Raw genomic sequence first — 25,804 nt, forward strand, 5'->3', positions numbered from 1 at the left:
AGGAAATCACCTGCAATAACGTTCAAAGTCGGCCTCGCGCTGGCTCAGAGAGCTTCCTGCGAAGCGAATCTCTCCAGGGCCGGGCCGTCAAGCCGGTATCGAACCCATTCGCTCAGAGGAAGCGCATCAATACTGCGGTAGAAATCTTTGGCTGACTTATCCCACTCCAGAACGTTCCATTCGATCCGGTTACAGCGGCGGCTAACGGCCAGCTGAGCGATATACTGCAACATGGCTTTTCCTGCGCCTCGTCCCCGGTAATCAGGAGTCGAATAGAGGTCTTCCACGTTAAGGCTGTAGCGACCTGGCCAGGTTGAATAGCCCAACGAGATAACCGCATAGCCGGCAATATCCCCCTCAATCTCGCAGATATAGGCCTCCGCTGCGGTATCGGCAGAAAACAGGAACGTTCGGATTTCGTCAACATCTGGCATAGCCTCCGGCGGGCTTTCGCGGTAAACGGATAAGCCATTTATCATATTACAGATAGCATCCATATCTTCCGGACCGGCCTGCCGAATAATAACGCTCATAAACTTTCTCTCACCAATATAGTTTGCTGCCTGCAAGGATAATCGGTATTGTTCGATGAAATAAGTGCAATAAAATCAATGGCAGGTGAATTTCATGCATCATGTACTACGGCGTCTCGATCTCAACCTGTTGCCGGTTTTCGATGCTGTTTACCGACACCGCTCGGTCAGGCTTGCCGCCGCTGAACTTGCCATGAGCACTTCAGCGCTGAGCCATGCTTTGACGCGCCTGCGTGAATTTCTCAAGGACCCGCTATTTTATCGTGAGGGGCATAAGATGTGCCCCAGCGTATTTGCCTGCCAGCTGGCGCCTTATATAGCGGGATCGTTATCCACGCTCAATCAACACCTCAGCCCGTTACAGCCCTTCGATCCGCTTGCAAGCACGGAAACGTTCAGAATTGCCGTGACGGATTACACCGCCTTTTGCATATTTCCCGGGTTAATGAAGGAAACAGAAAAAATGGCGCCGGGCATTACTTTCGAGTTGTGCCATTTGCCATATAACCCAGCGCTAAAGGAATTGCTGGCAGGCGAAATTGACCTCGCGTTGAGTTTCAGCGAAGCGAATGAGGGTAAACATCAGGATTTAGAAGAGGTTGATTTATTTAGCGATGAGTTTGTCGTTATCAGTAATATTAATCGACTCAGCATGACGCTGGAAAACTACCTGTCAGCAGGGCACGTAGTGGTCACCCCGTGGAATGAGAAAAAAGGTTTACTGGATGCACACCTCGCGCGTCTGGGGCTGGAACGCAGGATCTCCCTGAGAACGCCATCGATGCTTGCTTCGCCACATATTATTGCTGAGAGCGATCTGTTGATGGCCATTCCTGCCTTTGTAGCCAGCAAGATTGCCGAGCTGGCCAGTATTAAAACCTTTCCCTTACCTTTTTATGCACCTCCTTTTACGGTAAAAATATATTCTCACAAACGAAGCGGTAAAAAATCATCTACCGACTGGCTTAAAAAATTTATTTTGCAAAGCATAAAAGAGAAAAAATAGCTTAAAACCTTCCATACGAGGTTGATGGTTTAGCATTACCCTGACTTAATTTTAAGAGCCTGCTCTGATATCTTTTTCCCCGAGGCGGCGGAGTTAGTAGCAAGGTAAGGGTTTTCATTCCAGCAATAAACCTGGGGAATAGTGTATTACAGGAAAAACGGCCTGATTTTTATTACTATCCACCGTAAAACACCGGCCGTTTTTTTTTGCTTCTCTTTATTTAGAGGGCACCCGGGTTTTCTACGCAGATAGACGAATAATTAAGCCATGCGCATAAAACAACGTCAATCCGGTTTTGTTTGCTGCGCAAAAGCGTAACGGCAGGTAAGCAAGTTTTAGATTTATGCATTTTGACGACGCGGCGTGCGCGGATTGACTATGCTCAGAAGCGTTCAGGCTTCCTCCACTTACTCCAGGAAAAATATTATGAAAAAATTATCTGTAATCGCCATCACTGCCGGAATGCTTTTGGTTATGAGTTCACAGGCTGATGCAAAAGGGTGCCTGAAAGGAGCCGCTGCCGGAGGCGTGGCAGGCCACGTTGCCCATCATGGCGTAGCTGGTGCAGCAGCAGGCTGTGCGGTTGGCCATCATATGGCTAAAAAGAAAGAAAAAGAAAAAGAGGCAAACAGCAAGCAGGAGCAGAAATAACAGCCAGGCCGATCAGATGTTTTTCGCCATTCGGCGGCGATCGCATAACAACCGCGCCACAGCGGTGGCATTATCCGTCGCTTTCAGGCAACGGGTAATGCCAATGACATCCGAACCGACGCGTAGTTAGCTAATGCTGACGGCTATCTGTCAGAGCTGCTTTGACACAGCAGCCAGACCGCCTTCTTTTCGAACCAGGGCGTCAGGGAAAAGGCCGCCCGCTCTGGGGGTAAGCGCGTCTTATGGCGCAGATATCAGCTTATCGGTAAAACATGCCTGAACACTCGCTGTGGTAAGCAGAGCGGCGGCCCGATCTGCCGGTACGGGCCGGCTGAAAAGATAGCCCTGGCCGTAATCACAGCGTCGTTTTTGCAGCCACTCGAGAGTAATAGCGTCTTCAATTCCTTCTGCCGTCACCGTTACCTTCAGCTCCTGACACAGCGCCAGCAGGGTTTCCACTACCTTTTGCTGCTGCGAGACGCTCACAACGGTGGAGATAAACGAGCGGTCAATCTTGATCCGGGTAATACCAAGGCCCAGCAGAACCGACATATTGGAGTAACCAGTGCCGAAATCATCCAGCACCACGCCAATACCGTCGTCCCGCAGGGCACGAATAGCTCGTCTGGCCTCTTCTGAAATGGTCATCACATTCTGCTCCGTCACCTCCAGCTCCAGCTGTACCAGTGCCGCTTGCCGCATAATGCCGGACAGGCGATCCGTCAGCACCGGGCTGAGCAGCTGCTCCGGCGTGATATTCAAAGACAGATGCAAACCTGCCGGCCAGCCTGAGGTGATGCGAACGACGGCCTGCAGCAGTTCAACAGTCAGAGTGTCCATCAGGCCCAGCTTTTCCACTACGGGAATAAACACCGCAGGTGCAATAACCTTACCGGGGCCGGGTATCCAGCGCGCCAGGATCTCGAATCCGGTAATGCGGCCCGTTTGCAGGGAGACAATAGGCTGCAAAAAAGGGACGATGGTATGGCTTTTGATAGCCTCGGTAACGTCGTGCTCGAGCTTTTCCCTCTGGAGAAATCGTTGCTCCATATCCGGTGAGAAATGGACCAGATGCAGCGTTTTGTCCCGTTTCGCTTCGTACATGGCCAGGTCCGCCGCCCGCACCACGCCAGAGCTTCCGCTACAGGTTGAGCAGGCTACGCCTACCGACAGGCCCAACATGGTATCAGGCCCGGTCCGGATCTCCGCAGCGCGCTGACGGAGGGTTGCAGCAGTTCTGACCGCCTCTTCAGGCTGCCCGCCCCCTGAAGTCATAGCAAATTCATCACCGCCGATGCGGAATACATGGGTTTCCGGGCCGGCAGCTTCTGCCAGCAGGCCTGCCAGAGAAATCAGCGTGGCATCCCCCTGATGATGCCCGTTCAGGTCGTTGATGCTTTTAAAGTCGTTGATGTCGAGTAATGTCAGAAAATAAGGCTGCCCGACCGCTTCAAGCTGGGCAATACGAGCGCTGAATGCTCTCCGGTTACCCACGCCGGTCAGCTCATCGGTATCGGCCAGCCGAAGGGCATTTTTTTCAGCGGCAAGCATTTTGCGTATGAGCCTGCCGATCAGCAGGCCAGGAATGATCATGGCCAGCAGAGCAAAGGCAGAGGACGTCAGGATAAACCTGAGCCTTTCGCTGGTTTCAAAATCGGCGCTATAGCCCAGACCGAGCAGCACGGAAATCTGCGCCTCAAGTCCGTACTCCCATAAGGTGGAAAGCAAAAATATGGTTACAATATTAAGCATTGCTAACCATAAAAGTTTCAGGTGCATCCGAGAACCCCGGCAATATAATTAGTTGAATATTCAGTAGTTATCACTAAAAAACGCAATTTAATTCCGCATAATATTGATGGCATGCCGGAAATCATGTTATTTATAATGAAATAAATCTATTGGAATAAGCATTTACCTCTGGCAAGTTGCAGACGCCCTGCCCATCCTTTGCCAGGCGCGATAAAAGAAACCCGATCCTATATCGGCAGAATTTGCCAAATTAACAGACCATGTCGGTAAATTTTATTCACTATTGCAGATTGGTGCTGTAAATTTGCCTTATCAGGCGAAACGACCATAGAAAAAGTCAGGCTATTGTCGTGAAGAAAATAACCGCTACCGATGACTTTTTCGGTTTCTGTTTCAGGTCCCGAGAAGGCGATCGGGTAAATATGCTGATGTAATCCGCACAGAGTTATAATGATTATGATTTATAACTCAAGAGACTGCTTAGATTTACCTTTAAAATGTCGATAAAATAAAAAGCAAAGGCCACCCATTACCAGGTGGTTTTAGAAAAACTTATCTTACTTCACCTAAGGGAATATTTAATTCTTGTTCAGATCCTGAAATCCGCAATCCATTTTCAGGCCAGATTACGGATCCCACGCTTAAGCGGCCAATGCCATTTACTCTGGCCTATCAATAATGATGATGCGATGAGCAACGGCGATAAGATCTTTTTCAACAATATCAGGCTGTTTGCCAACGCGTAATACCGCATTGCCCGGACGAGCAACCAGTGCACCTTTCCAGCCGCAGGCTGTTGCGCCCAGGATATCCCAGGTATGCGCAGCGACAAGCCGCAACAAATCGGCATTCACGCCGAGCCTCTGTGCCACGCTGGTGTAATTCTCCGTGGCCGGTTTGAAACGTTTGATCTCTTCAACCGAGAACTGCTTTTCAAAAAAGTGGGCAAGGCCCGATTGTTCCAGCACCTTCTCGCCAGCCTGAGTGGATGAATTGGTGAGCGTCACCAGACGGAATCCGGCTGCCCGCAGCATTTCCAGCGCGGGCAACGCATCCGGGTGAGCAGGAAGCGTCGCCAGACGCTTCCGGAATTCATTTATGTCTTGCTCTGAAAGTATGGTACCTCTTATCTCAGCCACCATTTGCAACACGGCTACAGCAAGCTCGCCAAAGGGCATGTAACTGCCGCTGAGAGTAAGCGACTGGGAATAAATGATTAATTCAGAGAACCATTGGCGCAAAATTCGTTCGTCACCAAATACCCTTTCAAAAATGGGGTTCAGCGCCCCTGTATCCAGAAGCGTTTCATTGACATCAAAAACTATTATCTTATTGCACATTATTTCCCCCTCTGATTAAAGGTTAAGTGTAGATGCAGATTGCGTGATGGCAATATTTTGGAAGTATTGTATCGGTTGACAGGGAGCACTTTCCGCTTAAAAATATAAGTCACCCTTCCAGTTTTCACTAAACATATATTAAGGATGTGTTTATAAATTATATTGTAGTTATTTTTATTTGGAAAATTACATCTGAACGAAGAAAGCGTTAATACCTATGGACGTGATTATCCTTTCCTGTTTGTTCAGAAAACCGGACATCCTGAATACAATGGTTTTATGTAAATCACCATAGAGATTTATTATTTTCAGGCATTTAAAATTTCTTATTTTACCTGTTAGCGGCTGCTCAAAAAAAGCAACACCGACTGTTGATATTTACAGGAATGCGCTGACAGATAACGGGATTATAAATCCGTTAGTTAACGGCATTGCCAGCATGGTGGAATCAAGAGCAGAGGGTAAAGCGCTATTACCTCCATTTAACTCTCCTGGTTCAAATCCAAATCATGAAATTGAAACCTATAATTACTTTGTCGGCCAGGATAATCAATCTGTTAATCTGCATTCTGGCGGGCACCAGCGTATACAAAAGGTAACTAAATAAAGCGCGTTCACTCTGATGGTGGCAGAACAACATCAGGATAGCAACATCTCATTTTCATAGATAAAAAATCAAATAATTCATGATGTTATTTTTTTATAAAGTTAAAAAAAAATAAAATTAAAGGGTAGTTTTTAGAAAAGACGATTTTCTTGCCGACCTGACTATTCCTGTTTATAAAAACCTGCCCAGGTATACAGAGGAATGGGATGATAATCATGTCACAAAAATTGAGATCGTTCACAAAAAATAATGGCGAAGCCTTTTTATACTTAGCAACCGATGCAAACTGGCATCATCTTTATAATAATATGCACTGGGAAAGCGATACATTACCTTATCAAAGCTAAGCTTATTCTGAAAAAATCAGATTTTTTAATCATCCTTATCATGAGTCCTCTGTACCAATGGCTATCCTGCTTTAGCCCAACGAATGACTATTGTGGGAAAAACCGGCTCCGGCATTAACGGCAACAGGCTATCAGCGGTAGCGCCTGTTTTAACCAACCGTTACCACTTTGGGTGATTTTTAACCTTTCAGCCGCATTCAGCCGTAAATTAATGACTTTATATAAGGGGACTTATATAAAGTCAGGACATCAGGCCCGGAAGCAGGTATGCTTTTCCAGGCGGGTTCACAGCAAAAAGCGACTGTGTATCTCTCGGCATACGTGATTGAAATGCAGCCTGTAAACTGGCATCGCTACGTAAATTATTAGGGGATTAGCCCCTCTTACTCATGCAGAATTCACGTAGCGCGATCGGAAAAAATTGAGGAGATTATCAGACGAAAATGGGTGAAATCATAGCCAACGGTATGGTATCGGCCCTTACCGCCGATGAAGATATTGCAGCACGGCTAAAGGAGTTCGTGCAGGACAAAGATGCCTTTTCATCCAATACCTGGCGGCAGCTACTTAGCGTGATGCGTGTCTGCTATCGCTGGGCCAGGGAGAATGCACGCACCTTTTTGCCTATGACTGACGCCGATCTTCGCGATTATCTCAATTTCCTACAGCTGACAGGGCGAGCTTCTTCGACGATTGCTACTCATGCTTCACTGATTTCGATGTTACACCGTAACGCCGGATTGACGCCACCAAACACTTCGCCGATCGTTTTCCGTACTATCAAAAAGATTAACCGCGTGGCTGTCGTAGGCGGCGAGCGTACCGGTCAGGCGATCCCTTTCCGACTCGCTGACCTGATGAAGCTTGATAGCCTGTGGTTTAATTCCTCTTTACTGAGGGAGAAACGCAATCTGGCTTTCCTCCATGTTGCGTATAATACACTGTTGCGCGTCAGCGAACTCTCCCGCCTTCGGGTCCGCGACGTCACCTTTGCCGATGACGGACGCATTATTCTTGATGTGGCCTGGACAAAAACTATCGTACAGACGGGCGGACTGATTAAGGCACTCAGCAATCTTTCTACCCAGCGGCTGATGGAATGGATTGCGGCTGCGGGGTTGGCCGCAGAACCGGATGCTTTCCTGTTCTGTCCGGTTCATCGTTCTAATAAAGCGGTAATGATCGCCGAGCGGCCGCTCAGCACCCCCTCTTTTGAAACTATTTTCGCCCATGCCTGGCGAACGTCAGGGCATTCAAAATCAGCGAAGCTGAACAAAAACCGCTATGGCGGCTGGAGCGGCCATAGTGCCCGCGTCGGTGCAGCGCAGGATATGGCGAAACAGGGCTATGCCGTGGCGCAAATAATGCAGGAAGGAACCTGGAAAAAACCGGAAACGTTGATGCGCTATATCCGTAACGTTGATGCTCATCAGGGAGCCATGGTGGATTTAATGGAGAAGAAACCCTGATTTGCCCGCTATGCAGTTGCGCCGCCCCCCTGACGCTGGCGCATAAAATGCCCGTTAGCGGTCCAATCCTGACAGGCATTTTATCCACAGAAAAAGTGGATAGCCTGTGCACAGAAAAGTATGGTTTTATGCCAGCGGTCGATTATTTACAGTAATCCCTGTGGATGGCCCAGCCCGACAAAGAGTTTGAGCTACCGCCTTTTAAGCCTGCTGTTGTACCAGCCAGGAGGCGGTTGTACTATACAACCGGTTAATTAACAGGGATTTTCCAATCAAATAAGGGAGGGGGCTGATGAAAGCTTTACGGTCAATGTGCAGCCAGTCCGTTCACCACGCATGCAGTAAAAACAATTATGTCTGATAAAAAAGCAAAGGGCGGAAAGAAAACCTCTCCAACGCCACACGACCTGGCATTCAAACAGTTCCTGACCCATCCCGATACCGCGCGGGATTTTATGCAGCTGCATCTGCCGTCAGAACTGCAGGCCGTTTGCGATTTCAACACGCTAAAACTGGAGTCCGGGAGTTTTATTGAGGAAAATCTGCGCCCCTATTTTAGCGATGTGCTTTACAGTCTGAAAACAGCTGCAGGTGACGCCTATGTGCATGTTTTGATTGAGCATCAGTCCACACCGGACAAGCACATGGCCTTCCGGCTTTTCCGCTATGCAATAGCGGCTATGCAGCGCCATCTGGACGCCGGTCATAAAAAGCTGCCGCTGGTGATCCCGGTTTTATTCTATACCGGCCGGCGCAGCCCCTATCCTTACTCCACACGCTGGCTGGATGAATTTGCCGATCCGGTGCAGGCTGAAAAGCTCTATAGCGGTCATTTCCCCCTCGTCGACGTTACGGTTATACCTGACGACGAGATCATGGAGCACCGCAGTATGGCGGCCCTGACGCTGCTGCAAAAACATATCCACCAACGCGATCTGGCCGAGCTGCTGGATCGGCTGGCGACGCTTCTGCTGAAGGAACATGTTACAGGACAGCAGCTGGCATCGCTGATAAACTACCTTATACAGGCAGGCGAAACTTCAGACGCAGAGGCCTTTGTACGTGAACTGGCACAACGGGTGCCGAAACATGAGGATGCACTGATGACCATCGCGCAACAGCTTGAACAGAAAGGCATTGAAAAAGGGCGGGCCGAAGGTATTCAGCTCGGCCGACAGGAAGGCAGATATGAAGGCAGGCTTGAAGGAAAGCTTGAAGGAAAGCTTGAAGTAGCCCGCACTATGCTGCAAAACGGCCTCGATCGTAACACCGTGATGAAAATGACCGGTCTTGGCGAAGAAGAACTGGCGCGGATCAGGCATTAATGGTGGCAGGTGCTTAGGCCAGGGTTACGATCGCTGCGGGTGCCGAAAAAATGTACCCTGTTGGCTGGCTGTGCAATACGCCAGGCCGCGTTATTATACCTGGCTCCGACGTATTGCATTGAAAAGTATGCAGAAACCGCACCTGAAATCACTTTTCGATTTAAATTATTCCACACATCCCGCATGCTATACCTGCCTCCAGCACCCGATTTTCCCAATGACCAAATCCAAACGGGCACGTAGGTTTGTATAGCCCAATCCGCCCTTACTAAACCTCTTATAGCGTTGCAATATATCGCGAGAGAAAACGGCGCTGCCTGTCGATAAACCCAGGCTCAGACGGGGCCAATAATATCCAGACGCAGCCCCTGCGCCTGAAGAATTTCTTTGCAGGTATCGGGTAAATCAGTATCGGTAATGACGTGGCTGAAAGGGTGTTCAGGGGCGAGCGGATACGGATGGATCTGACCAAATTTCGACGAGTCGGTCAGCGCAATAGTATGGGTGTTTTTAGCCATCAGGGCGTTAACGACATCGCAGCGCAGCATATTACGACCGGTAAAACCGGTCAACGCGTCCCAGCCATCTATGCCGATAAAGACCTTATGGAAGTTGAGGTGCTGGATACAAAGTCGGGTCAGCGGCCCTACCACGGATTCGCTGCTTTTTTGATACAGGCCGCCAAGAATAATAACCTCCCCACCCGTCTCCCTGAGCAATCCGGCAATATAGTGGCTGACCGTAATAATGGTAATGTCCCGTCTTTCACTCAGCTCCCTGGCCAGCAGCGCGTTGGTACTGCCTCCCTCAATGAAAACCGCCTCTCCGGCATTCACCAGTGAAGCCGCATGCTCTGCGAGACGTTTCTTGACGGCATAGCGGGTGCGCATCCTTGCGCCCACATCATCACTTTCAGGCGCAACGGCCGATCCGTGCACGCGACGCAGAAAACCGCCTTTTTCCAGCACGTTCAGATCCTGACGTACCGTTACCTCGGAAACACCAGTGATTTGAGAAAGTTCGCTGACGCTGACGCTGCCGCGTTCACTGACGAGCTGAATAATATTCTGATGACGTACGTTCATGGTGCCTGCCGGTAAGCTTTTTTAGCAAGCTTACCAGAAAGACAGGCCGCTACAAATGCTGCCGATCCGCCGAAAGCGGGTCGGCAAGGGTCTCATTCCAGTCCGAGACTGCGGCGCCCGTTCGCGTTCAGCTTTTCAGAGGTGAAGCGACCTTTCCAGGTGACTTCATAATCTTCCTGTGGAAAATCGGCGGGCGATTCGCCTGATGCCAGCGCCTGCGCAACGGCGGCCGCGCAGACGGCGTTCTTGTCACAGAGAGGCGCGGCCGGGATATACATTACATTTCCCCAGCCCTGCTGATTTTCTACCGGGGCAACGGAATGAATAACATCACAATGCCACCAGACTGAATCCCCTGCCTGGAGTGAAGGTATTGAGCACAATCCCTGAATCAGTTCAGGATGCCATTTTTCCGACACCGGCAGCACTTTCCCGGGCGCAACGCCGCACAGCTCCTCCTCCGGGACATCTTTCAGTAGCGGGCGCAACAGCAAATAAGCCATTGCTTCGGGTACCGGCACGACATGCAGCAGCCCCTGCCCGACCTGCATATCAGAAAGCGCCGTCCAGCCCTGAAAGGTACGAAATGCCGAACATTTTGTTGTGGTGCCGGCCTGGTACTCATAAACATCGGTACGCCAGGCTGCGTCCCACGGATCGTATTCATTAAAACGGTTCGAGAAAATTTTGCGGAACACTTTTTGATAAGCAGGAAGCAACCACCGCTCCAGCGCGCCTGAATCTGTATGCGCACCCAGCCCTTTTGAGGTTGTGCCCGGCAGACGACGTCGTATGCGGTCGGGATAGATGATGTTCACATCAGGCTCAAACCAGCGTATACCTGCCGATTCGAATTTCCAGAGCCGGTTCAGGAAAGCCTGAGTTTGCGCCATGGCGTCGCTCTGCCGCGCTTCCATCTGAGCCGGAGACCAGTAAACAGGGTAGATTTCAGGGCGTGAAGCGTCGAGGCTACCGAAAAAGTTGTCACCAGGCCCCTGGTACACGCCATCGAAATCGTTGGCGTCCAGGTAGTCGAGCATCGATTTATCCCATCCCAGCGCCTGCTCACGGTTGAAAGTTTGCCTGACCACCACACACCCCCTGCGGCGAATATAATTCCTGGTCTCTTCCGAAACACGTCCTGCGGCAATCTCTTGCAGGCTGACTTCCGGCCATGCGGAGCCCTGCTGCTGTTCTTCGGTACGTGCCGCCTTGAGCTCGCCGACAATCTTCGCTCTTACCTGTTCGAATAATCCTTCCACATCGCCAATTTCTTCCCTGAGCGCCTTTTTCATCAGGCGTATATTTTGCTTAGCGTCTTCTGGTTGATCGACTGAAGTGAAGCTGGTGTCCATGGTGCTCTCCGCTGCTTTCGCCATCTCTGTTTCGAGTGAAACAAATATAACCTTCATTCACAACAAAGAACCAGTATTCAACATCTGTTTAACAATGAAAGTCTGATGAAGATCACATTAAAGGGCTTAAAAACAGCGCAAGGGCATTTGGATGAAGGGTAGTCAGTAATAAAGAAGGGTTATCGGCCGTGTTTTAAGAGCATTTTTCACTGTTGTGCACGGCCGAAAGGCCCGTAAGCGGAGGCATAAATGAACGCGCTGTCATAAGCATGGATCGGGGAAGCTACGAAGAAAATTCATCAGTTGATAAGTCTGGTTCTGGAAACTGACCCATTATTTCCTTATCAGGCTGGTGCCCATTTATTATCTCTTACCAGTGCGGTGTTGTCAGATGACAGCCAGTGGAAGGCGCGGAGGTTTAAAGGATCTTCAGCCGGGAGGGAGAGCGAGGGGGAGCCATTGTCTGTAACATCGGCAGGTGCGGAGAAGATTAAACAAATATTTTCGACGGTTTGTACTGCTCAGCATAAAGAAGTCTGTCAGGAAAAATCTGTGTCACAGCGTGGTCCTGGCAGCCCACGCTATGATCCTGTAAATATTTTTCCTGGCCCGAAGGCTTATATATTGCAAATCCAGAACCGGCGTTAATTTTTAGCCAGAACGTTCTTATCGTCTTCATCATAATTAAATGATATCCGGGCACCGTGTTCGTTCGGCAGCCTGCGCGCTTCCAGAAATACCGATTTCCAGTAAACGTTATCCAGTGACGATCGCATTACGCCACGGCTGGCCGAAGCGTGAAGGAAATGCCGGTCCGTATCATAAAAGCCTACGTGCATCTGGCGGTTAATACGGAAAAAGACCAGGTCGCCAGGCTGCAAACGATCGGGCTGGATACGTTTTCCCATATGGATCAGCTGGCTGGTGGTGACTCGCTTCATGGGTAAATTGAACCGGTCTTTAAGGGTTCGCCAGACAAAGCCCGAACAGTCCACGCCGGAGAGTTCCGTACCGCCCCACTGGTAAGGCGTCCCTTCCCATGCGTACATCTGGTCATGTAATGCCGCGATAACCGGAATAAGATCGGGTTCGCCAGCGCGATGGGTGGTATCGGGACTATTATCGTTCGCTTCATCGGGCTTATGGGAAGAACAGCCCGCCACAATCATCAGCGCCAAAACCGTTATCGTGCGAAGGGGGAGTAATGGTGGCATCTTTTCCTGTCCGGATCCTGAATTTTAGCCCTGAATAACGGGGTAAATAACGGTTAAATTTGGCTTAATATCATCGGTTCGTTATTGTTATAAATCATTCGTTTTTACTTAAATTTACAGCGCTTTATTTCCGATAAATATTATCACACAGGGGTACTAATTTTCGCTCAGTAAAGTTATCTGAAAAAATTGCTGCCGACACAGGCAAGCAGCCTTAGCGGCTGCTGTGACAAAACTACTCGTTGCCCCACTGATTAAGAAACGAGGCGATATCATCGATACGGCTCTCGTTGATACCGGCTTCTTTAGCCATCTCTTTCTGCGCGTCTTCACCGATCTCTTCATTATTTGATAAGCGATCGAGCAGCAGCTGGAAATAGTGCGCCAGGGATTTACGCTCTGCCTCAGCCACGGGTGCTGCGCATTCTGTCGAATACTCATCCACGATGTCGTAGTATTTAAGCGGGATTTCATCGTTCATAAGCTACTCCAGATATTTAATTTAACGTCAATTTTAGCTGCTTTCTGCATCGTCCGGGCCGATTTCATCGCTGCTGTCAGACGACAAATGTAAGAATGGCATCACCAGGCACCGGCCCGGCCTTAAAGATTGCTAAGATTAACACGTAGCATCCTGTTTTATCTCAATAATTTTACTGCATCTGTCCAGCCTGTACACCGGCATTGACTGGCCGACACAAGGGCAACGTTGCGCGATCGGCTCCGGTTTCAGGCCCGGCATTAGATATTCTCTTGAGAGGCGTCATGACCCGCCGTGCACGCAGTCAAAGGACAGATGAAAAGCGTCGGGGATGATTTATCGGTTGCATAGCGAGCCAGCCGGGAGCGGCTTTTTAGCCTGCTCCCGGGGCTCTCCTCTTCAGACGCGGAAGGTATTCACCATTCCTCTCAGGGCATGAACCTGCTCCGCCAGCGATTGGGAAGCGGTCGTGGACTCTTCTACCAGCGCGGCGTTGCTCTGAGTTACGCCGTCCATCTGGCCAACGGCCACGGTCACCTGAGAAATGCCCTGCATCTGCTCGTTTGAAGCCAGCGCGATTTCATCCATTGCCTCAGCCAGCTCGCTGACCTTCCCGGTCACGCTCATGATATTTTCCGCAGTGCCGTCGGCCACTACCACGCCAGCCTCCACCATGGTCACCGCGTTTTCAATCAGGCCTTTGATGTCCCGCGCTGCCGTCGCGCTACGCTGCGCCAGCGTGCGGACCTCGCTGGCCACCACGGCAAATCCCCGCCCCTGTTCGCCAGCGCGTGCGGCTTCAACCGCCGCATTCAGCGCCAGAATATTCGTCTGGAAGGCAATGCTCTCAATGGTGCCGGTAATATCGCGAACCTTCGCCGCGCTGGCAGAGATATCGGCCATCGTTTCGGTCATCTGGCGCACGTTTTTTTCACCGTCACGGACAAGCGCGGCCGCCTCCCGCGCCGATCCAGCCGTATAAGTGGCGCCCGCCGTGTTGCTTTTCACCGTCGCGGTTAACTCTTCCATGCTTGCGGCCGTTTCCTGCAGCGCAGCTGCCTGCTGTTCAGTACGGGCCGAGAGTTCGGTATTCCCTCTGGCGATTTCATCAGAGGCAAGGGCTACGGAAGCCGAAGCGTCCTTAATCCTCGATACCAGTTCGCCCAGGCGATTCTGCATTCGGGCGAGCGATGCCAGCATGCTGGTATTATCGCCGGGACGAAGCATGACCTGAGACGTCAGGTCACCGTCGGCTATCGCTGCCGCCAGTACCTGCGCCTGCGCCGGTTCACCGCCCAGCTGGCGCATCAGGATCCGTATAGTCATGAAACCGGTGCCGCCAGCAAGCAGCACAGATACCAGCACCAGGCCGACCAACAGAAGCCCGGCACGACGGCTTTGATCGCTGCTGCTTTCCACGGCGCTGCGGGCATTTTGCATCTGCACCTCTGTCAGGGTATTGAGGGCTTCCTGCAGCGACCGCTGCGCCGGGCGAGAGACGGTCATCAGGTAAGTCACGGTCTCCTGCTGCAGATTCTGCAATCCAAGCTGACCTGCCTTTTCAAAGCTTGCCAGCGCCGGTCCTTCTCTTTCCACTATTTTCCGGTATGCCTCCCGGCCCGCCGGTACCGAATCCGTTTCCATCAGCCGACCCAGTTCCTCACGGTTTTTGAGGAACAGACGTTTCTGGGTCTGCACGCGGTCCCATTCGGGCGCCATTTCCTTCGGGTCGGTCAGCAACGCCAGGTTTCTTACCGCGATAGACAAATCACGTACGCTGGCGCGCATATCCAGCGCAAGCTGGAACTTTTTCATTTTGACGTTTACCACGTCACCCATATCGTCCCGGGCGTGGTTAAGAGCATTGATAGCCACGCCGGCGCAAATGACCAGCAGCAGTACCATGAGGCCGAAGCCTCCGACAATACGGGTTGAAACTTTCATGGGAGAATACCGAAAGGCAGATGATTACTGTTTGTATCGTCATCGTGAAGAAACTCTTGAGAGTACCGATTAAATTATGTGGTGTATTTCACAATGCGCAGGTAAAGGTTGCAGACAGGGAGCGCTGAATGATCCGGGATGAACAGGAGATAGCTGGGAGACGTCCTGGCAGGGAATAACGTTGCTGAATACGGTATTTATCACTCAGTCCGGCTGGCATGGCCCAATCCGGACTGAGTTTTCAGAAAATTAGCTGGTCAGCAAGGTTACCTGGCCAAAATTTCTCTACGAACGATTTCTGCGCCGGCGCTGAGGGCATTCAGCTTGCCCCTTGCTACCTGACGGGATAAAGGCACCATGCCGCAATTGGTGGAAGGATAAAGCTTGTCGGCATCGACAAACTGGAGCGCTTTACGTAGCGTATTGGCTACTTCTTCGGGCGTCTCAACGGCATTGGTCGCCACATCGATAGCCCCAACCATCACCTTTTTGCCGCGGATCAGTTCGATAAGATCCATTGGTACATGAGAGTTCTGGCATTCCAGCGAAATGATATCGATAGCCGACGTTTTCAGCTTAGGGAAAACCTCTTCATACTGTCGCCACTCTGAACCCAGCGTTTTTTTCCAGTCCGTATTGGCTTTAATGCCGTAGCCATAGCAAATATGCACGGCGGTTTCACATTTAAGCCCTTCGATGGCTTTTTCCAGCGCGGCAATTCCCCAGTCGTTAACCTCATCAAAAAAGACATTAAAAGCCGGCTCGTCAAACTGGATAATATCGACACCGGCCGCCTCTAACTCTCTGGCTTCCTGATTAAGAATTTTGGCAAATTCCCAGGCCAGCTTTTCGCGGCTTTTATAATGGCTGTCGTAAAGCGTATCGATCATGGTCATAGGGCCGGGCAAGGCCCATTTAATAGGCTGTTGGGTTTGCTGACGTAAAAATTTAGCATCTTCAACAAATACGGGCTTTTGCCGGGTCACCTCGCCCACGACCGTAGGAACGCTCGCATCATAGCGATCGCGGATTTTGACGATCTGACGTTTTTCAAAATCCACGCCGCTGAGGTGCTCAATAAACGTCGTGACAAAATGCTGGCGCGTTTGCTCGCCATCGCTGACGATATCAATGCCTGCCTGCAGCTGATCGTCAAGGCACAGGCGAAGGGCATCCTGCTTGCCCTCAATCAGTTCCCGATCCTGCAATTTCCAGGGTGACCAGAGCGTCTCCGGCTGCGCAAGCCAGGAAGGTTTAGGTAAGCTGCCAGCAGTGGATGTCGGTAAAAGCTTTTTCATAAAAGATGACCTTATATTTTCGGTTTATCAAAGAGCGGAATTGGCAGACCACTGCTCAAGAATAGTCTGGTAGGGTTTAATGAAGTGCTCTTCAGTAAACCTGCCCTGCTCAACAGCCAGCTGGCTGCGCTCTTCTCGATCATAAACAATTCGGGTTAACGAATAATCCTGGTGTGTCAGGTTGGGCTGATACAATGCCCCTGCGGCGGAATTAGCATTGTAAATCTCAGGCCGGTAAATTTTTTGGAAGGTTTCCATCGTGCTGATGGTGCTGATTAGCTCAAGATTGGTGTAATCACTGAGCAAATCACCATGAAAATAAAAGGCCAAAGGCGCAACGCTGTTGGGCGGCATGAAATAGCGCGCCTGCAGCCCCATTTTGGCAAAATAGATATCGGTCAGAGAAGGCTCATCCTGCTGATATTCAAAGCCCAGTACAGGATGCTGATTAGTCGTGCGGCAATAGGTGTTTTTAGTGGAAACGCTCAGGCATATCACAGGCGCTTTATTAAAATTTTCCGTGTAGGCCGCTGAATTAACGAAGCGTTTAAATATATTACCATGCAGCTTGCCAAAATCTTCGGGGATAGTAAATTCGGGCTGGCTTTTATTGTGCTCCGGCAGCCAGACGCTAAAGTCGTAATCGCGTACGTAAGAGGAAAAGTTATTGCCTACGATACCATCGATACGTTCACTGGTGCTTTTATCAATAATGGTAGGTTTTAATATTTCAATCACCGGAAAGGCATTGCCTTTCACTTCAACGTTTAACTCAGCGGAAATAATTTCAAGCTCAACGGAATAGCGATCCGCTTTGGGATTATCCCAGTGCGCCAGCGCATTGAAGCGATTATCAATCATCACTAAAGCGTTACGCAGATTCTCCTGACGTCTCTCACCTCTCGCCAGATTGGCAAAGTTGGTGGTGATGCGCGTACTCCCGGAGGGGTTATAGTTTTCGTCGAAACGAAGGCTTTTAATGGTAAAGGTAAACGCTTTGTTCATGGCCGTCTGGTATCCTGGTTTGTTATAAATCTGATTTATTTGTTGCCTTTCAGGGCATCCCAGATTTCATATTATCTAAAGTTATTAACAATCCATACTTTATGCCTGAGTCGCTGGTTGAGGAAAAGTGATTTGTTTTCAATGAACATGAACCTTCTTCATGATCAAACCTGAGACAGGACCACCGTTGCGCAAAGATCCCTGTCAAAGAGGATGCACAGCTGGCAGCCGGGTAGCGGCCCGCTAAGCATGTACCGCAATTTTTTCTGGTTCACCTTATTCTCGCTGCCGCCCTGGAGAGAAACAGAGCGTTTCCGTGTGCAAGCCACAATATGGGGCATGGTAATAAGCAAAAAACCTTCCTGTCGGCCGGTCTGCGAGCCAGGCATCCAGCCTTCATTAAGGCGATATCCAGACAATGGGGAAGAGCAAACATGCAAAAAGTAACGATTGTTGCAGTGGCCTGCGCGCTGTGAAGCGGAAAGCTTACTGCTACAGATAACGCTGGATAACGTTATTGCGCAGATCCATCACATTGGCAGCACGTCAGTACCGGGTTTAGCTGCTATACCCGTTATAGATATATTGCTGGAAGTGGCCAGCCGGGCAGCTTAAACGCTTTTTATAATTCCACCAGTGTAACAAAAGGCCCTCTTCGACAGCGTGACCCTGTAATTATGTTTAAACTGGGTTATTACATAAAACGCATGCCCAAACAGGAGATCCCCGATGAAAGCAATACAGCTTAAAGCCCCCGGCGGCCTGGATAACATTATCGTGTCAGATATTGACGATCCGGGCAGGCCCGGCAAAGGTGAAATTCGGGTTGCGATTAAAGCCAGCTCGCTAAACTTTCATGATTTAATCGTCGCAACCGGGCAGTTTCCTACTGAAGATGGACGGATCCTGCTGTCAGATGGTGCGGGAATAGTAGAGGAGGTTGGAGAAGGCGTTGAAGCGTTTAAAGCAGGCGAACACGTGGTCTCTACATTTTTCCCCAACTGGCTGGCTGGCAAGCCTGTACCCGCCGTGGGCGGCTTTGCGCACACGCCCGGCGACGGTGTTGATGGCATGGCCAGTGAATACGTTGTACGTTCGGAAAACGCCTTTACCCATGCGCCGAAGGGGTGGAGCCATACAGAGTCAGCCACCATCACCACCTCGGCTTTGACGGCCTGGCGGGCGCTGGTAACAGACGGGCACCTTAAGGCAGGAGAAACGGTGCTGGTTCAGGGAACCGGCGGCGTCTCCGTCGCTGCTTTACAGATAGCTAAAGCAATGGGGGCCAAAGTCATTGCTACCTCATCCTCCGATGAAAAGCTCGCCTTTGTGCGCGAACTGGGCGCTGATGAAACTATCAATTACAGAACAACGCCTGCATGGGGAGATAAAGTTCTTGAGCTGACCCAGGGGTTTGGCGTAGACCATGTGGTCGAAGTAGGCGGACCGGCAACCCTGAATGAATCCCTGAAATCGATCAAGGTAGGCGGTCATATTGCGCAGATTGGTATCCTTTCAGGCGATGAGGCTGCCTTGTCTGTCCTTTCCCTTCTGGCGAAGCAGGTGCAAATTAAAGGCGTGATTGTGGCAAGCCGCCAGGATCAGTGTGATTTTGTTAAAGCCCTTGAGATAATGAACAAGAAGCCGGTAATCGATCGTGTTTTTAAATATGAGGAGCTTGGCGAGGCTTTCTCTTATCAGCAAAGCGGCGCTCACGTGGGTAAAATCTGCGTTGAATGGTGACGTTGCTGGCCGTAAGGAAGCCATTTCCTTACGGCCGTCACCTGAAACACTGACTGATGCCGTGAATAACCGCGCGTTGGCGCAGGCAGTCAGGCTACTGCGGGCGCTCCAGATGTATAACAGGCTTGCCGCCACGCGCGTGCGGTAAACGGCATAATTTTTTCTTGCGTTACTTTACCCAGGCGTCAGTAGCCCGAAAGATGCGGTGGCTGCCACTCTGGCGCCTTAGCGGACACAGAGGCAGGGCAAGAAGCGCCTGCCAGCTGGGTGAGTTGAAGCAAAAGAGAGTATCGTGGCAGGCTTAAAATATTATCACCCAAGCTCAAGCAGCAGCAGGCCTGCCGTAATCATAAGCAAGCCAGCGCACGCTTTGCGACCAGGAGGTTGCCTGAAAATAATCCATCCGGACAGTGCGGTTAAAAGAATGCCGCAGCCTCCCCATATGGCATACGCAGTGGCCATCTCCAGGCCTTTCAAGGCCTGCGCTAACGCAGTAAAGGATGCAAGAATAAGCAGTATGCCCACTGCGCCCGGAATCTTTTTGGCCATACCGGCCGAACGCTGAAGAAAGACGTTAGCCGTTACTTCAAGCAGGATGGCTATCGCAAGATAGTAATAGGGGATAAATATCGACATTTATTCATTCTGCGCATTTTCTGCGATATTAACGACTACAACGCCCCCCAGCAACAGGCCAATTCCCGTAAGCTGAAGTACGCTCAGATGCTCTCTGAAGAAGAAGCTGCCAATAACGGCTATCGCGAGCAGACCCAGTGATTCCCAGGTTGCGTAAGCTACCGCAAGTGAGATTTTTTTCAGCGCAAGCGCCATAAAAGTAAAAGACAAACCGATGGCGAAATACATAAACAACATGCCCGTAAGATTGCCTTGCGTCGAATATAATTTCATCAATATAACGCTGCTTACTTCAGACACTATTGCCATTAAAAGAAAAAACCAGGCCCGGGGCACATAGACTCCATATTGTGGTGATTTGAATCCAGCTCGCTAGTGTACACCGCAACGGCACGCTGAGGGCATATCCCTAAAAATTATAAATCAGACACAGGACGAAAGGTTATTCAGCAGAAACGGCGAACGTGATAACAATTTTTTATTGAGCATGAGCAACGATGCATGCTTCGGGCATTCTGCGTTTGCTATTGGCGACCTGGCGCCGATCACAGATGGTGAGCCTGATAAACAAATGCTTGAGGTTTTACGGCAAAAACACATTACGGTGCTTTAGCAGGATGATGAATTGCTTCAGGTTGATTAAGGGGTGTATCCGTACAGAAGGCCAGATATGGCGCACACAGGGCCTTTTAGGTTATTTTTTCCGATGGTGATGGTTGATAAAGGAACAAAATAAACTTTCCAACCACTTTAATAGTCCTCACCAATATGAACAAAGAAAGCCATGTATATTTCCGGTCATAAACATACTCATAATCAGCCTCCTGTCAGTGACTCACCTTCCAGTAATACGTCTGCAGATGAAAGTCGCCTGACAGCGGGCGCGGCCTCCGCCCGTGACAGCGAACCGCCTACAGAGCCCTCCTCTGAGGCGAAACAGCACGGTCATCATCCGGAAGCAGACAAGGGGATTTCCGGCAACAGAAAGTTGCTTGTGGGATACAAAGATGCACTGTCCCGTAGCATGGTGGAAGGCGATAAAAAACATCTGGCCAGGTTTGACAATAATCTCCGTCCCCCATCGGTTTTGCTGCCGCGCGCAGCCTCGTCACCAGATGTCATTCATGACAGCGATGTCCTGAATGATTTTCGCAGACAGGCTTCTGAGCGTGGAAGACGTTATGGTGCCAGTGCAAAGACCGTTGGGAAAAATCAGGAAGCCTGGATCGATAAAAAAACAGGGAAGGGAATACTCAGCGGCACACTCTGGCCCCATGATGAAGCGGTATGGAACACCATACCGGATATCAAAAATCAGCCTTCCGCTGTATTCATGCCGGGTTATGCCGTGGGCGATCGGTATTCTGCCATTCTGACAATGCTGACGTATCCGGAAATGAAGCTCACCATCGGCTACAGCGAGAAGCAACCGGTACTGCCTGCTGAAAAAAAATACGCCATGGAAGCATTTGAAATCATTACGGATGCCCTGAAAAAGTCTGGCGTGAGTCAGGAAAATATCAACAAACGGCTTTCCGTAGTGCGCTATGACGGTGAAACCCCGCTGAACCACATTAGCGGCAGTTTTAACGATCCGGAGAACCGGAAAAATTTCACCACAGTACTGGGAGAAAAATCCGCCATTTGTGAACCACAGAATGCCTCACCCGACAGCCATCTCTTCCATATCTCCGCAACGACGGTAATGATGGCAAAACACTGGGAAGACAATGATGATCCGGTGCGTTCCGGCGCTGAAATCAGAAAGCTGGTTTATGGCCTGGTTAATGAAGAGGCCCGGGCAGAGCTTGACAGCCTTGTTGACAGCACGATTAAGGAAACGGGCCTGAAAGATAACTCCGTCTTATTATGGAAAACAAACAAGCCATTTGAGACGCCGGTTCGTGACGCCGCCTCTGCCCGTCAAAAAGAGGCGTTTGCCAATCCCCGTATGTTTGAGCTTATCCACGCTGCGCTGGAAAAGCAGGGAACGCCGGTAGCCTATATCGGGGACGGCTTCCGAAATGAGTACAAAAATCGCATTGAAGATCGCCATCCCTGGGAAAATCGCAGTACGCCCGACCTCAGCAAATTCTGGCAAAAATCTGCGCTTCTGAAAGAGCGTGTCAATCAGTGGTATTTTCTTGATCGGATAATGCAGAAATCAAACGGGAAAGCCTTCATCGGCGTGCGCAGCGGCGCGCTTGAACCGCTGAGTCTGTTAGGGCATAACGTCGTTTACCTTGAACCTAAATCCCTGTTCACGCCTGAACGCCATGCTCCCTGGCAGGGACGTATCCCCTATAACCGTCTGATTACAGAGGCATCAGCGGGGTATATTGATAATGACACGGAGGTGGAGCTGAAGAATCTGGGTAAGGAAATTGTTGCTGACAACCTGAGGGCCAAACTTTCTCTTGGGCCGGGTGACGGCGATCGGCAAGCCCTTGTCAAAAGCCTGTCGGAAAATAATCTTGCTGGCAGGGAGAAAATTGACCGGCATGACCGCATTGAAAATAATATCGCACAAGGCATTCTTTCACCGGCAGAGCTCAGCCTGATGTTGCGTATGGTCGAAACCGGCCAGCCTGCGCATTTACTTATGGACAGTGAGAAAAGCGGATAGCCGTCATCTTTTATTTGCCGGGTCTTATAAGCAGGCTGACTGCTGAGCTGCCGACGTAAAGTGATGACGGCGCAGCTCGATCGGCCTGTGTGTACCCGTATACGGGACGGCCAGAATATAAGCCTGCCGAAAGTTAGTAAACAGGCGTGAAATCAACTGCGTATTGACAAAAACGCTACCTGAGCTCGCCGAAATAACCCTCGTCGGCTTTTTTCAGCAGTTCGTCCACAATAATCCGGACTTTCGGGATGAGATGGCGTGTCCGGGGCCAGACCACGCTAAGCGCAACCGGAACCGGCATATGGTCGGCCATGATGGTAACAAGATGGCCGGCGGTGATATGGCTGCCCACCATCGACTCCGGAAACTGCGCAACCCCTGCCCCTGCCAGACAGGCCAGCAGCATGGCGTCGCCGTCGCTTATCTGATGCGCCGTACCGGATATAAACTTTATTTCCCGCTCTGCCACCGGACGTAGCCGCCAGGCAAGGGGCGCCCCGCGCCGGAAGCCCATTACGCAGCGGTGCTTTTTCAGCGCTTCAATGTCGTCAGGCACGCCGTGTTGTTCAATATAACCGGGGGACGCGCACAGGAAAAGACGCTGCCGGCTCAGGCGCCGGGCAATCAGCTCATCCGTGCTCTGCAGTTCGCCCAGGCGCAGCACCAGATCCACCCCCTCCTCAACCGGATCGATAAGACGGTCATTAAAGGTCAGCGCCAGCCGCAAAGCCGGATAGCGGGCTGTCAGCTCCAGCAGTATCGGCATCATCAGGTTGCGACCAAATGATGCCGGCATATCGATACGAACCGTGCCCGCAGGGTTGTCCTGACGTCTGCTGAGCATGTTTTCAGCAGAGTCCAGGATTTCCAGCGCCGACAGGCAGCTTGTCAGATAGGCTTCTCCATCGCTGGTCAGGCTCAGTTTACGGGTTGAACGGTGGAACAGCCGTGTACCCAGCCTTTCCTCCAGCCTTGCCACGCTCTTGCCGACCGCGGATTTTGTGATGCCCAGCTGCTCTGCGGCCTCGGTAAAACTGCTCGATTTTGCCGTGATAACAAAATTCGTGATCCCCCGCAGGGATTCGGCCGTTAATTCGGTAGACATAAAGTTTACTCACTGGCGACTTATAGCGTGTTTATCGATGTTTAATTCTATACCAGACTGAAGTCAGCATATAAACACACGACCGGCCACGGCCGGAAAATTCGTCTGAACCGGGAAATCGTTATGTCACAGACAAAACCCCTTACGTTCGTGTCCCTGCTGGGCAGCCTTCGGGCAGGGTCTTTCAATGCGGTTGTGGCGCGAAATCTTGCTGCGCTGGCGCCGCCAGGCGTGGACATCAGCCCGCTCGGCTCTGTGGGCGATATCCCGCACTATGATGCCGATCTGCAAGCCCAGGGATTTCCCGAGACCGTGATGGCAATGGGCAAAGCGATCTCGGCAGCGGACGCGCTGATTATCGTCACGCCTGAATATAACTATTCCGTGCCGGGTGCCCTTAAAAATGCCCTGGACTGGCTTTCACGCCTGTCCGACACGCCGGTTGCCGGCAAACCCGTCGCCATACTGACGGCCTCGCCCGGTGCCATAGGCGGCGCCCGGGCACAATATCATCTGCGTCAGATCCTGGTCTTTCTGGACGGCAGCGTCCTGAACAAGCCTGAAGTGATGATTAGCCAGGCTTCATCCCGGCTCGATCCGCAAAGCTGCACCATAACGGATGCGGATACCCGCAGCCTGATTGCGGCTCAGCTCAGCGCGCTGGCAGAAATGGCGGTAAAGCAGAGCTGAGCAACACCTTTACCCTGTCTGTAAAATCTTTGGAGGAAATTATGTCTACCGGCACCGTTCGCGGTATGGACCATGTTGGCATCACCGTTTCTGATATTGAAGAAGCAACCCGCTTCTTTTCAGAAGCTTTTGGGGCTGAAGTTATCTACGACTCCGTGTCGCCCTCGGACGACGACGTGAAAGGCGAAGAGACGGAAAGTATCCTGAACCTGTTTCCGGGAACCAGAATCACCACGGTCAGGATGATGAAACTACAGCACGGCCCCGGCCTTGAGCTGTTTGAAATGCAGGGGCCGGAGCAGCATCAGCCCGTACGGCCCAGCGATTACGGCATCCAGCATTTTGCCGTTTACGTTGATGACATTAACGAAGCCATCGGCCTGTTTGAGCGTGCCGGCGGGAAAATGTTTACGTCTCCGCAGCCGCTGATGTTTCCGACCGAGGCAGGAGACAATAACTTTTTCTGCTACGGCCGGACGCCCTGGGGCAGCGTAATTGAATTAATCTCACTGCCTTCCAGGCTTCCCTATGAAGAAAGTACTTCCCTGCGACGCTGGAAGCCGTAAATATCGTGGTTGCGCAGGCCTGACTTTTTCTAAAAGCCAATAACGGGGGCAATTCACCGTTGCCCCGACTCCCGCCGCATCTCTCTGCTGAGCGCTTTTAAGGTCTGTCAGCGCCTCTTGACGCAGCCTGGCCGCGCTGGCTGTCGCCATGCGCGGTCAGCAGGCAGGCGGGCAAAAAGGGATCGGGCCAGCGCATAAGTTATCTTATTTAATAGCAGCATAAGTGCGCCCTTCTCTGAGCCATGCCCCAAAAAATAGGCAATCAAGGCGCAAGGCTTCTCAGCACCAGCGCAGCCAGGCGGCTGGCATCTTCTTTGGCCGTATCAAGGGCGGCCTGCAGCTGCACCGGATCGGCGTAGGGCCTGAGCACCAGATAAACAGCGGCAGCCGTTTCGTCCAGCGGCGTTTTACGCTCAAACTCTCCCGCCTCGCGCCCCTCGCGCAGAATGGCAACGGTGGTTTCGCGCAGCCAGGCTTCATACCGCTCTGCCGACGACCAGCGATCGCGCGAAGCCGCAGCAGCGATATCAAAAAGGCGGCGTTCCCGAAAAAACAGCTCGCTCCCCGCCACCGTAAGCGTCTGAAAAAGGCACTGCATTTTCTCCGTGGCCGAAGGCGCCTCTTCCAGCGCGGCGTTCAGACGTTGGGTTATCTGCGTAAGGCAGCTGGCGCAGATGACTTCACCTATCTCCTGTTTTGAACTGAAGAACTTATAGATATACGCCTTGGAGAAGCCCACCGAGCGAGCCAGATCGGACACGGTGGTTTTCTCAAAGCCGTAATGGCTGAAGTACTCCATGGCGGCATTGACAATCTGGTCACGAAGGGTGTGATCGGACGGGCCGCGCGTGGCGGCAGGAAGTTTTTGTTCAGTCATTTTTTTTAGCTTCGCTCAGTGAGCTCCCGTTAACGAAATGTGACCGCAATATAGTCTGGTCACCATTTTAACGCACATCGGGCCCGCTTAGTGTTTTTCCGGCACTGACGTTGTACGCGCTGTGCAACTGTGCCGTCATGCTTCACCAG

Annotated in this window: 22 protein-coding genes and 1 pseudogene; 9 read left to right on the forward strand and 14 right to left on the reverse strand. The window is 51.1% G+C overall.

The features are described from left to right. Positions 1-44: 44 nt before the first annotated feature. Positions 45-533, reverse strand: coding sequence for a GNAT family N-acetyltransferase (locus AB3U87_RS19595; RefSeq protein WP_394150185.1), 489 nt, complete (start codon positions 531-533; stop codon positions 45-47). Positions 534-627: 94 nt separating this feature from the next. On the opposite strand from AB3U87_RS19595, the gene AB3U87_RS19600 reads away from it, so the two are divergent. Together AB3U87_RS19600 and AB3U87_RS19605 are read left to right on the forward strand one after the other, a co-directional pair. Further along, positions 628-1,539: a LysR family transcriptional regulator gene (locus tag AB3U87_RS19600; protein WP_394150187.1), complete on the forward strand. Its 912-nt coding sequence runs from the start codon at positions 628-630 to the stop codon at positions 1,537-1,539. Between the two features lie 426 nt (positions 1,540-1,965). Next, the gene (locus AB3U87_RS19605) at positions 1,966-2,190 is read left to right on the forward strand and encodes a hypothetical protein (protein ID WP_301253013.1); all 225 of its coding nucleotides are present in this window, start codon (positions 1,966-1,968) and stop codon (positions 2,188-2,190) included. Positions 2,191-2,430: 240 nt separating this feature from the next. On the opposite strand, the gene AB3U87_RS19610 is transcribed toward AB3U87_RS19605, so the two are convergent. Together AB3U87_RS19610 and AB3U87_RS19615 are read right to left on the reverse strand one after the other, a co-directional pair. Next, complete coding sequence (locus tag AB3U87_RS19610; protein ID WP_394150189.1) at positions 2,431-3,942, reverse strand: putative bifunctional diguanylate cyclase/phosphodiesterase; 1,512 nt, start codon at positions 3,940-3,942, stop codon at positions 2,431-2,433. 659 nt (positions 3,943-4,601) lie between these two features. After that, entirely contained in the window at positions 4,602-5,282 is a 681-nt protein-coding gene (locus tag AB3U87_RS19615) for a haloacid dehalogenase type II (protein ID WP_301253016.1), read from the reverse strand. A gap of 1,397 nt (positions 5,283-6,679) precedes the next feature. On the opposite strand from AB3U87_RS19615, the gene AB3U87_RS19620 reads away from it, so the two are divergent. Beyond that, positions 6,680-7,705 (forward strand): tyrosine-type recombinase/integrase, encoded by a 1,026-nt coding sequence (locus tag AB3U87_RS19620; protein ID WP_253461405.1) that lies wholly within the window; start codon positions 6,680-6,682, stop codon positions 7,703-7,705. 353 nt (positions 7,706-8,058) lie between these two features. After that, on the forward strand, positions 8,059-9,030 hold the full coding sequence (locus AB3U87_RS19625; RefSeq protein ID WP_394150192.1) for an Rpn family recombination-promoting nuclease/putative transposase: 972 nt from the start codon (positions 8,059-8,061) through the stop codon (positions 9,028-9,030). Between the two features lie 335 nt (positions 9,031-9,365). Here AB3U87_RS19625 and AB3U87_RS19630 read toward each other — a convergent pair whose 3' ends face one another. The 7 genes from AB3U87_RS19630 to AB3U87_RS19660 form a co-directional block, all read right to left on the reverse strand. After that, on the reverse strand, positions 9,366-10,115 hold the full coding sequence (locus AB3U87_RS19630) for a DeoR/GlpR family DNA-binding transcription regulator (RefSeq protein ID WP_253461409.1): 750 nt from the start codon (positions 10,113-10,115) through the stop codon (positions 9,366-9,368). A 92-nt stretch (positions 10,116-10,207) separates the two neighbouring features. Then, positions 10,208-11,470 carry a YbiU family protein gene (locus AB3U87_RS19635; protein ID WP_301253018.1) on the reverse strand — a complete coding sequence of 421 codons (1,263 nt, stop codon included), beginning with the start codon at positions 11,468-11,470 and terminating at the stop codon, positions 10,208-10,210. Between the two features lie 644 nt (positions 11,471-12,114). After that, the gene (locus AB3U87_RS19640) at positions 12,115-12,684 is read right to left on the reverse strand and encodes a C40 family peptidase (RefSeq protein ID WP_253461413.1); all 570 of its coding nucleotides are present in this window, start codon (positions 12,682-12,684) and stop codon (positions 12,115-12,117) included. Positions 12,685-12,919: 235 nt separating this feature from the next. Further along, complete coding sequence (locus tag AB3U87_RS19645) at positions 12,920-13,165, reverse strand: YmjA family protein (protein WP_253461415.1); 246 nt, start codon at positions 13,163-13,165, stop codon at positions 12,920-12,922. Between the two features lie 399 nt (positions 13,166-13,564). Continuing rightward, on the reverse strand, positions 13,565-15,109 hold the full coding sequence (locus AB3U87_RS19650) for a methyl-accepting chemotaxis protein (RefSeq protein WP_394150196.1): 1,545 nt from the start codon (positions 15,107-15,109) through the stop codon (positions 13,565-13,567). Between the two features lie 266 nt (positions 15,110-15,375). Further along, a complete protein-coding gene (locus tag AB3U87_RS19655) occupies positions 15,376-16,407 on the reverse strand; it encodes a methionine synthase (RefSeq protein ID WP_253461419.1) in 1,032 nt (343 codons plus the stop codon). Between the two features lie 27 nt (positions 16,408-16,434). Next, a complete protein-coding gene (locus AB3U87_RS19660) occupies positions 16,435-17,412 on the reverse strand; it encodes a DUF1852 domain-containing protein (protein ID WP_253461421.1) in 978 nt (325 codons plus the stop codon). A gap of 450 nt (positions 17,413-17,862) precedes the next feature. On the opposite strand from AB3U87_RS19660, the pseudogene AB3U87_RS19665 reads away from it, so the two are divergent. Further along, positions 17,863-18,015, forward strand: a pseudogene (locus AB3U87_RS19665) (GrpB family protein); the annotation flags it as partial. Between the two features lie 126 nt (positions 18,016-18,141). Continuing rightward, the gene (locus AB3U87_RS19670; RefSeq protein WP_394150199.1) at positions 18,142-19,155 is read left to right on the forward strand and encodes a zinc-dependent alcohol dehydrogenase family protein; all 1,014 of its coding nucleotides are present in this window, start codon (positions 18,142-18,144) and stop codon (positions 19,153-19,155) included. A gap of 312 nt (positions 19,156-19,467) precedes the next feature. Here the strand turns inward: AB3U87_RS19670 and AB3U87_RS19675 are convergent, their stop codons facing one another. Both AB3U87_RS19675 and AB3U87_RS19680 read right to left on the reverse strand, forming a co-directional pair. Beyond that, complete coding sequence (locus AB3U87_RS19675) at positions 19,468-19,791, reverse strand: SMR family transporter (protein ID WP_253461424.1); 324 nt, start codon at positions 19,789-19,791, stop codon at positions 19,468-19,470. Next, positions 19,792-20,127, reverse strand: coding sequence for a DMT family transporter (locus tag AB3U87_RS19680; RefSeq protein ID WP_301253023.1), 336 nt, complete (start codon positions 20,125-20,127; stop codon positions 19,792-19,794). A 448-nt stretch (positions 20,128-20,575) separates the two neighbouring features. On the opposite strand from AB3U87_RS19680, the gene AB3U87_RS19685 reads away from it, so the two are divergent. After that, the gene (locus tag AB3U87_RS19685; protein ID WP_301253024.1) at positions 20,576-22,417 is read left to right on the forward strand and encodes a hypothetical protein; all 1,842 of its coding nucleotides are present in this window, start codon (positions 20,576-20,578) and stop codon (positions 22,415-22,417) included. 175 nt (positions 22,418-22,592) lie between these two features. Here the strand turns inward: AB3U87_RS19685 and AB3U87_RS19690 are convergent, their stop codons facing one another. After that, the gene (locus AB3U87_RS19690; RefSeq protein ID WP_394150201.1) at positions 22,593-23,522 is read right to left on the reverse strand and encodes a LysR family transcriptional regulator; all 930 of its coding nucleotides are present in this window, start codon (positions 23,520-23,522) and stop codon (positions 22,593-22,595) included. Positions 23,523-23,645: 123 nt separating this feature from the next. Here AB3U87_RS19690 and AB3U87_RS19695 point away from each other — a divergent pair, with 123 nt between their 5' ends. Further along, positions 23,646-24,212, forward strand: coding sequence for an NADPH-dependent FMN reductase (locus tag AB3U87_RS19695; protein ID WP_301253026.1), 567 nt, complete (start codon positions 23,646-23,648; stop codon positions 24,210-24,212). A 41-nt stretch (positions 24,213-24,253) separates the two neighbouring features. After that, a complete protein-coding gene (locus tag AB3U87_RS19700) occupies positions 24,254-24,778 on the forward strand; it encodes a VOC family protein (RefSeq protein ID WP_253461432.1) in 525 nt (174 codons plus the stop codon). Between the two features lie 262 nt (positions 24,779-25,040). Here AB3U87_RS19700 and AB3U87_RS19705 read toward each other — a convergent pair whose 3' ends face one another. Then, the gene (locus AB3U87_RS19705; RefSeq protein ID WP_253461434.1) at positions 25,041-25,655 is read right to left on the reverse strand and encodes a TetR/AcrR family transcriptional regulator; all 615 of its coding nucleotides are present in this window, start codon (positions 25,653-25,655) and stop codon (positions 25,041-25,043) included. Between the last annotated feature and the right edge of the window lie 149 nt (positions 25,656-25,804).

The sequence above is a fragment of the Erwinia plantamica genome (assembly GCF_043420595.1).
Taxonomy (GTDB): Bacteria; Pseudomonadota; Gammaproteobacteria; order Enterobacterales; family Enterobacteriaceae; genus Erwinia; species Erwinia aeris.

Coding starts and splice junctions, on each gene's coding strand:
- AB3U87_RS19595 (WP_394150185.1), bottom strand. CDS start 533: ATGAGCGTTATTATTCGGCAGGCCGGTCCGGAAGATATGGATGCTATC.
- AB3U87_RS19600 (WP_394150187.1), top strand. CDS start 628: ATGCATCATGTACTACGGCGTCTCGATCTCAACCTGTTGCCGGTTTTC.
- AB3U87_RS19605 (WP_301253013.1), top strand. CDS start 1,966: ATGAAAAAATTATCTGTAATCGCCATCACTGCCGGAATGCTTTTGGTT.
- AB3U87_RS19610 (WP_394150189.1), bottom strand. CDS start 3,942: ATGCTTAATATTGTAACCATATTTTTGCTTTCCACCTTATGGGAGTAC.
- AB3U87_RS19615 (WP_301253016.1), bottom strand. CDS start 5,282: ATGTGCAATAAGATAATAGTTTTTGATGTCAATGAAACGCTTCTGGAT.
- AB3U87_RS19620 (WP_253461405.1), top strand. CDS start 6,680: ATGGGTGAAATCATAGCCAACGGTATGGTATCGGCCCTTACCGCCGAT.
- AB3U87_RS19625 (WP_394150192.1), top strand. CDS start 8,059: ATGTCTGATAAAAAAGCAAAGGGCGGAAAGAAAACCTCTCCAACGCCA.
- AB3U87_RS19630 (WP_253461409.1), bottom strand. CDS start 10,115: ATGAACGTACGTCATCAGAATATTATTCAGCTCGTCAGTGAACGCGGC.
- AB3U87_RS19635 (WP_301253018.1), bottom strand. CDS start 11,470: ATGGACACCAGCTTCACTTCAGTCGATCAACCAGAAGACGCTAAGCAA.
- AB3U87_RS19640 (WP_253461413.1), bottom strand. CDS start 12,684: ATGCCACCATTACTCCCCCTTCGCACGATAACGGTTTTGGCGCTGATG.
- AB3U87_RS19645 (WP_253461415.1), bottom strand. CDS start 13,165: ATGAACGATGAAATCCCGCTTAAATACTACGACATCGTGGATGAGTAT.
- AB3U87_RS19650 (WP_394150196.1), bottom strand. CDS start 15,109: ATGAAAGTTTCAACCCGTATTGTCGGAGGCTTCGGCCTCATGGTACTG.
- AB3U87_RS19655 (WP_253461419.1), bottom strand. CDS start 16,407: ATGAAAAAGCTTTTACCGACATCCACTGCTGGCAGCTTACCTAAACCT.
- AB3U87_RS19660 (WP_253461421.1), bottom strand. CDS start 17,412: ATGAACAAAGCGTTTACCTTTACCATTAAAAGCCTTCGTTTCGACGAA.
- AB3U87_RS19670 (WP_394150199.1), top strand. CDS start 18,142: ATGAAAGCAATACAGCTTAAAGCCCCCGGCGGCCTGGATAACATTATC.
- AB3U87_RS19675 (WP_253461424.1), bottom strand. CDS start 19,791: ATGTCGATATTTATCCCCTATTACTATCTTGCGATAGCCATCCTGCTT.
- AB3U87_RS19685 (WP_301253024.1), top strand. CDS start 20,576: ATGTATATTTCCGGTCATAAACATACTCATAATCAGCCTCCTGTCAGT.
- AB3U87_RS19690 (WP_394150201.1), bottom strand. CDS start 23,522: ATGTCTACCGAATTAACGGCCGAATCCCTGCGGGGGATCACGAATTTT.
- AB3U87_RS19695 (WP_301253026.1), top strand. CDS start 23,646: ATGTCACAGACAAAACCCCTTACGTTCGTGTCCCTGCTGGGCAGCCTT.
- AB3U87_RS19700 (WP_253461432.1), top strand. CDS start 24,254: ATGTCTACCGGCACCGTTCGCGGTATGGACCATGTTGGCATCACCGTT.
- AB3U87_RS19705 (WP_253461434.1), bottom strand. CDS start 25,655: ATGACTGAACAAAAACTTCCTGCCGCCACGCGCGGCCCGTCCGATCAC.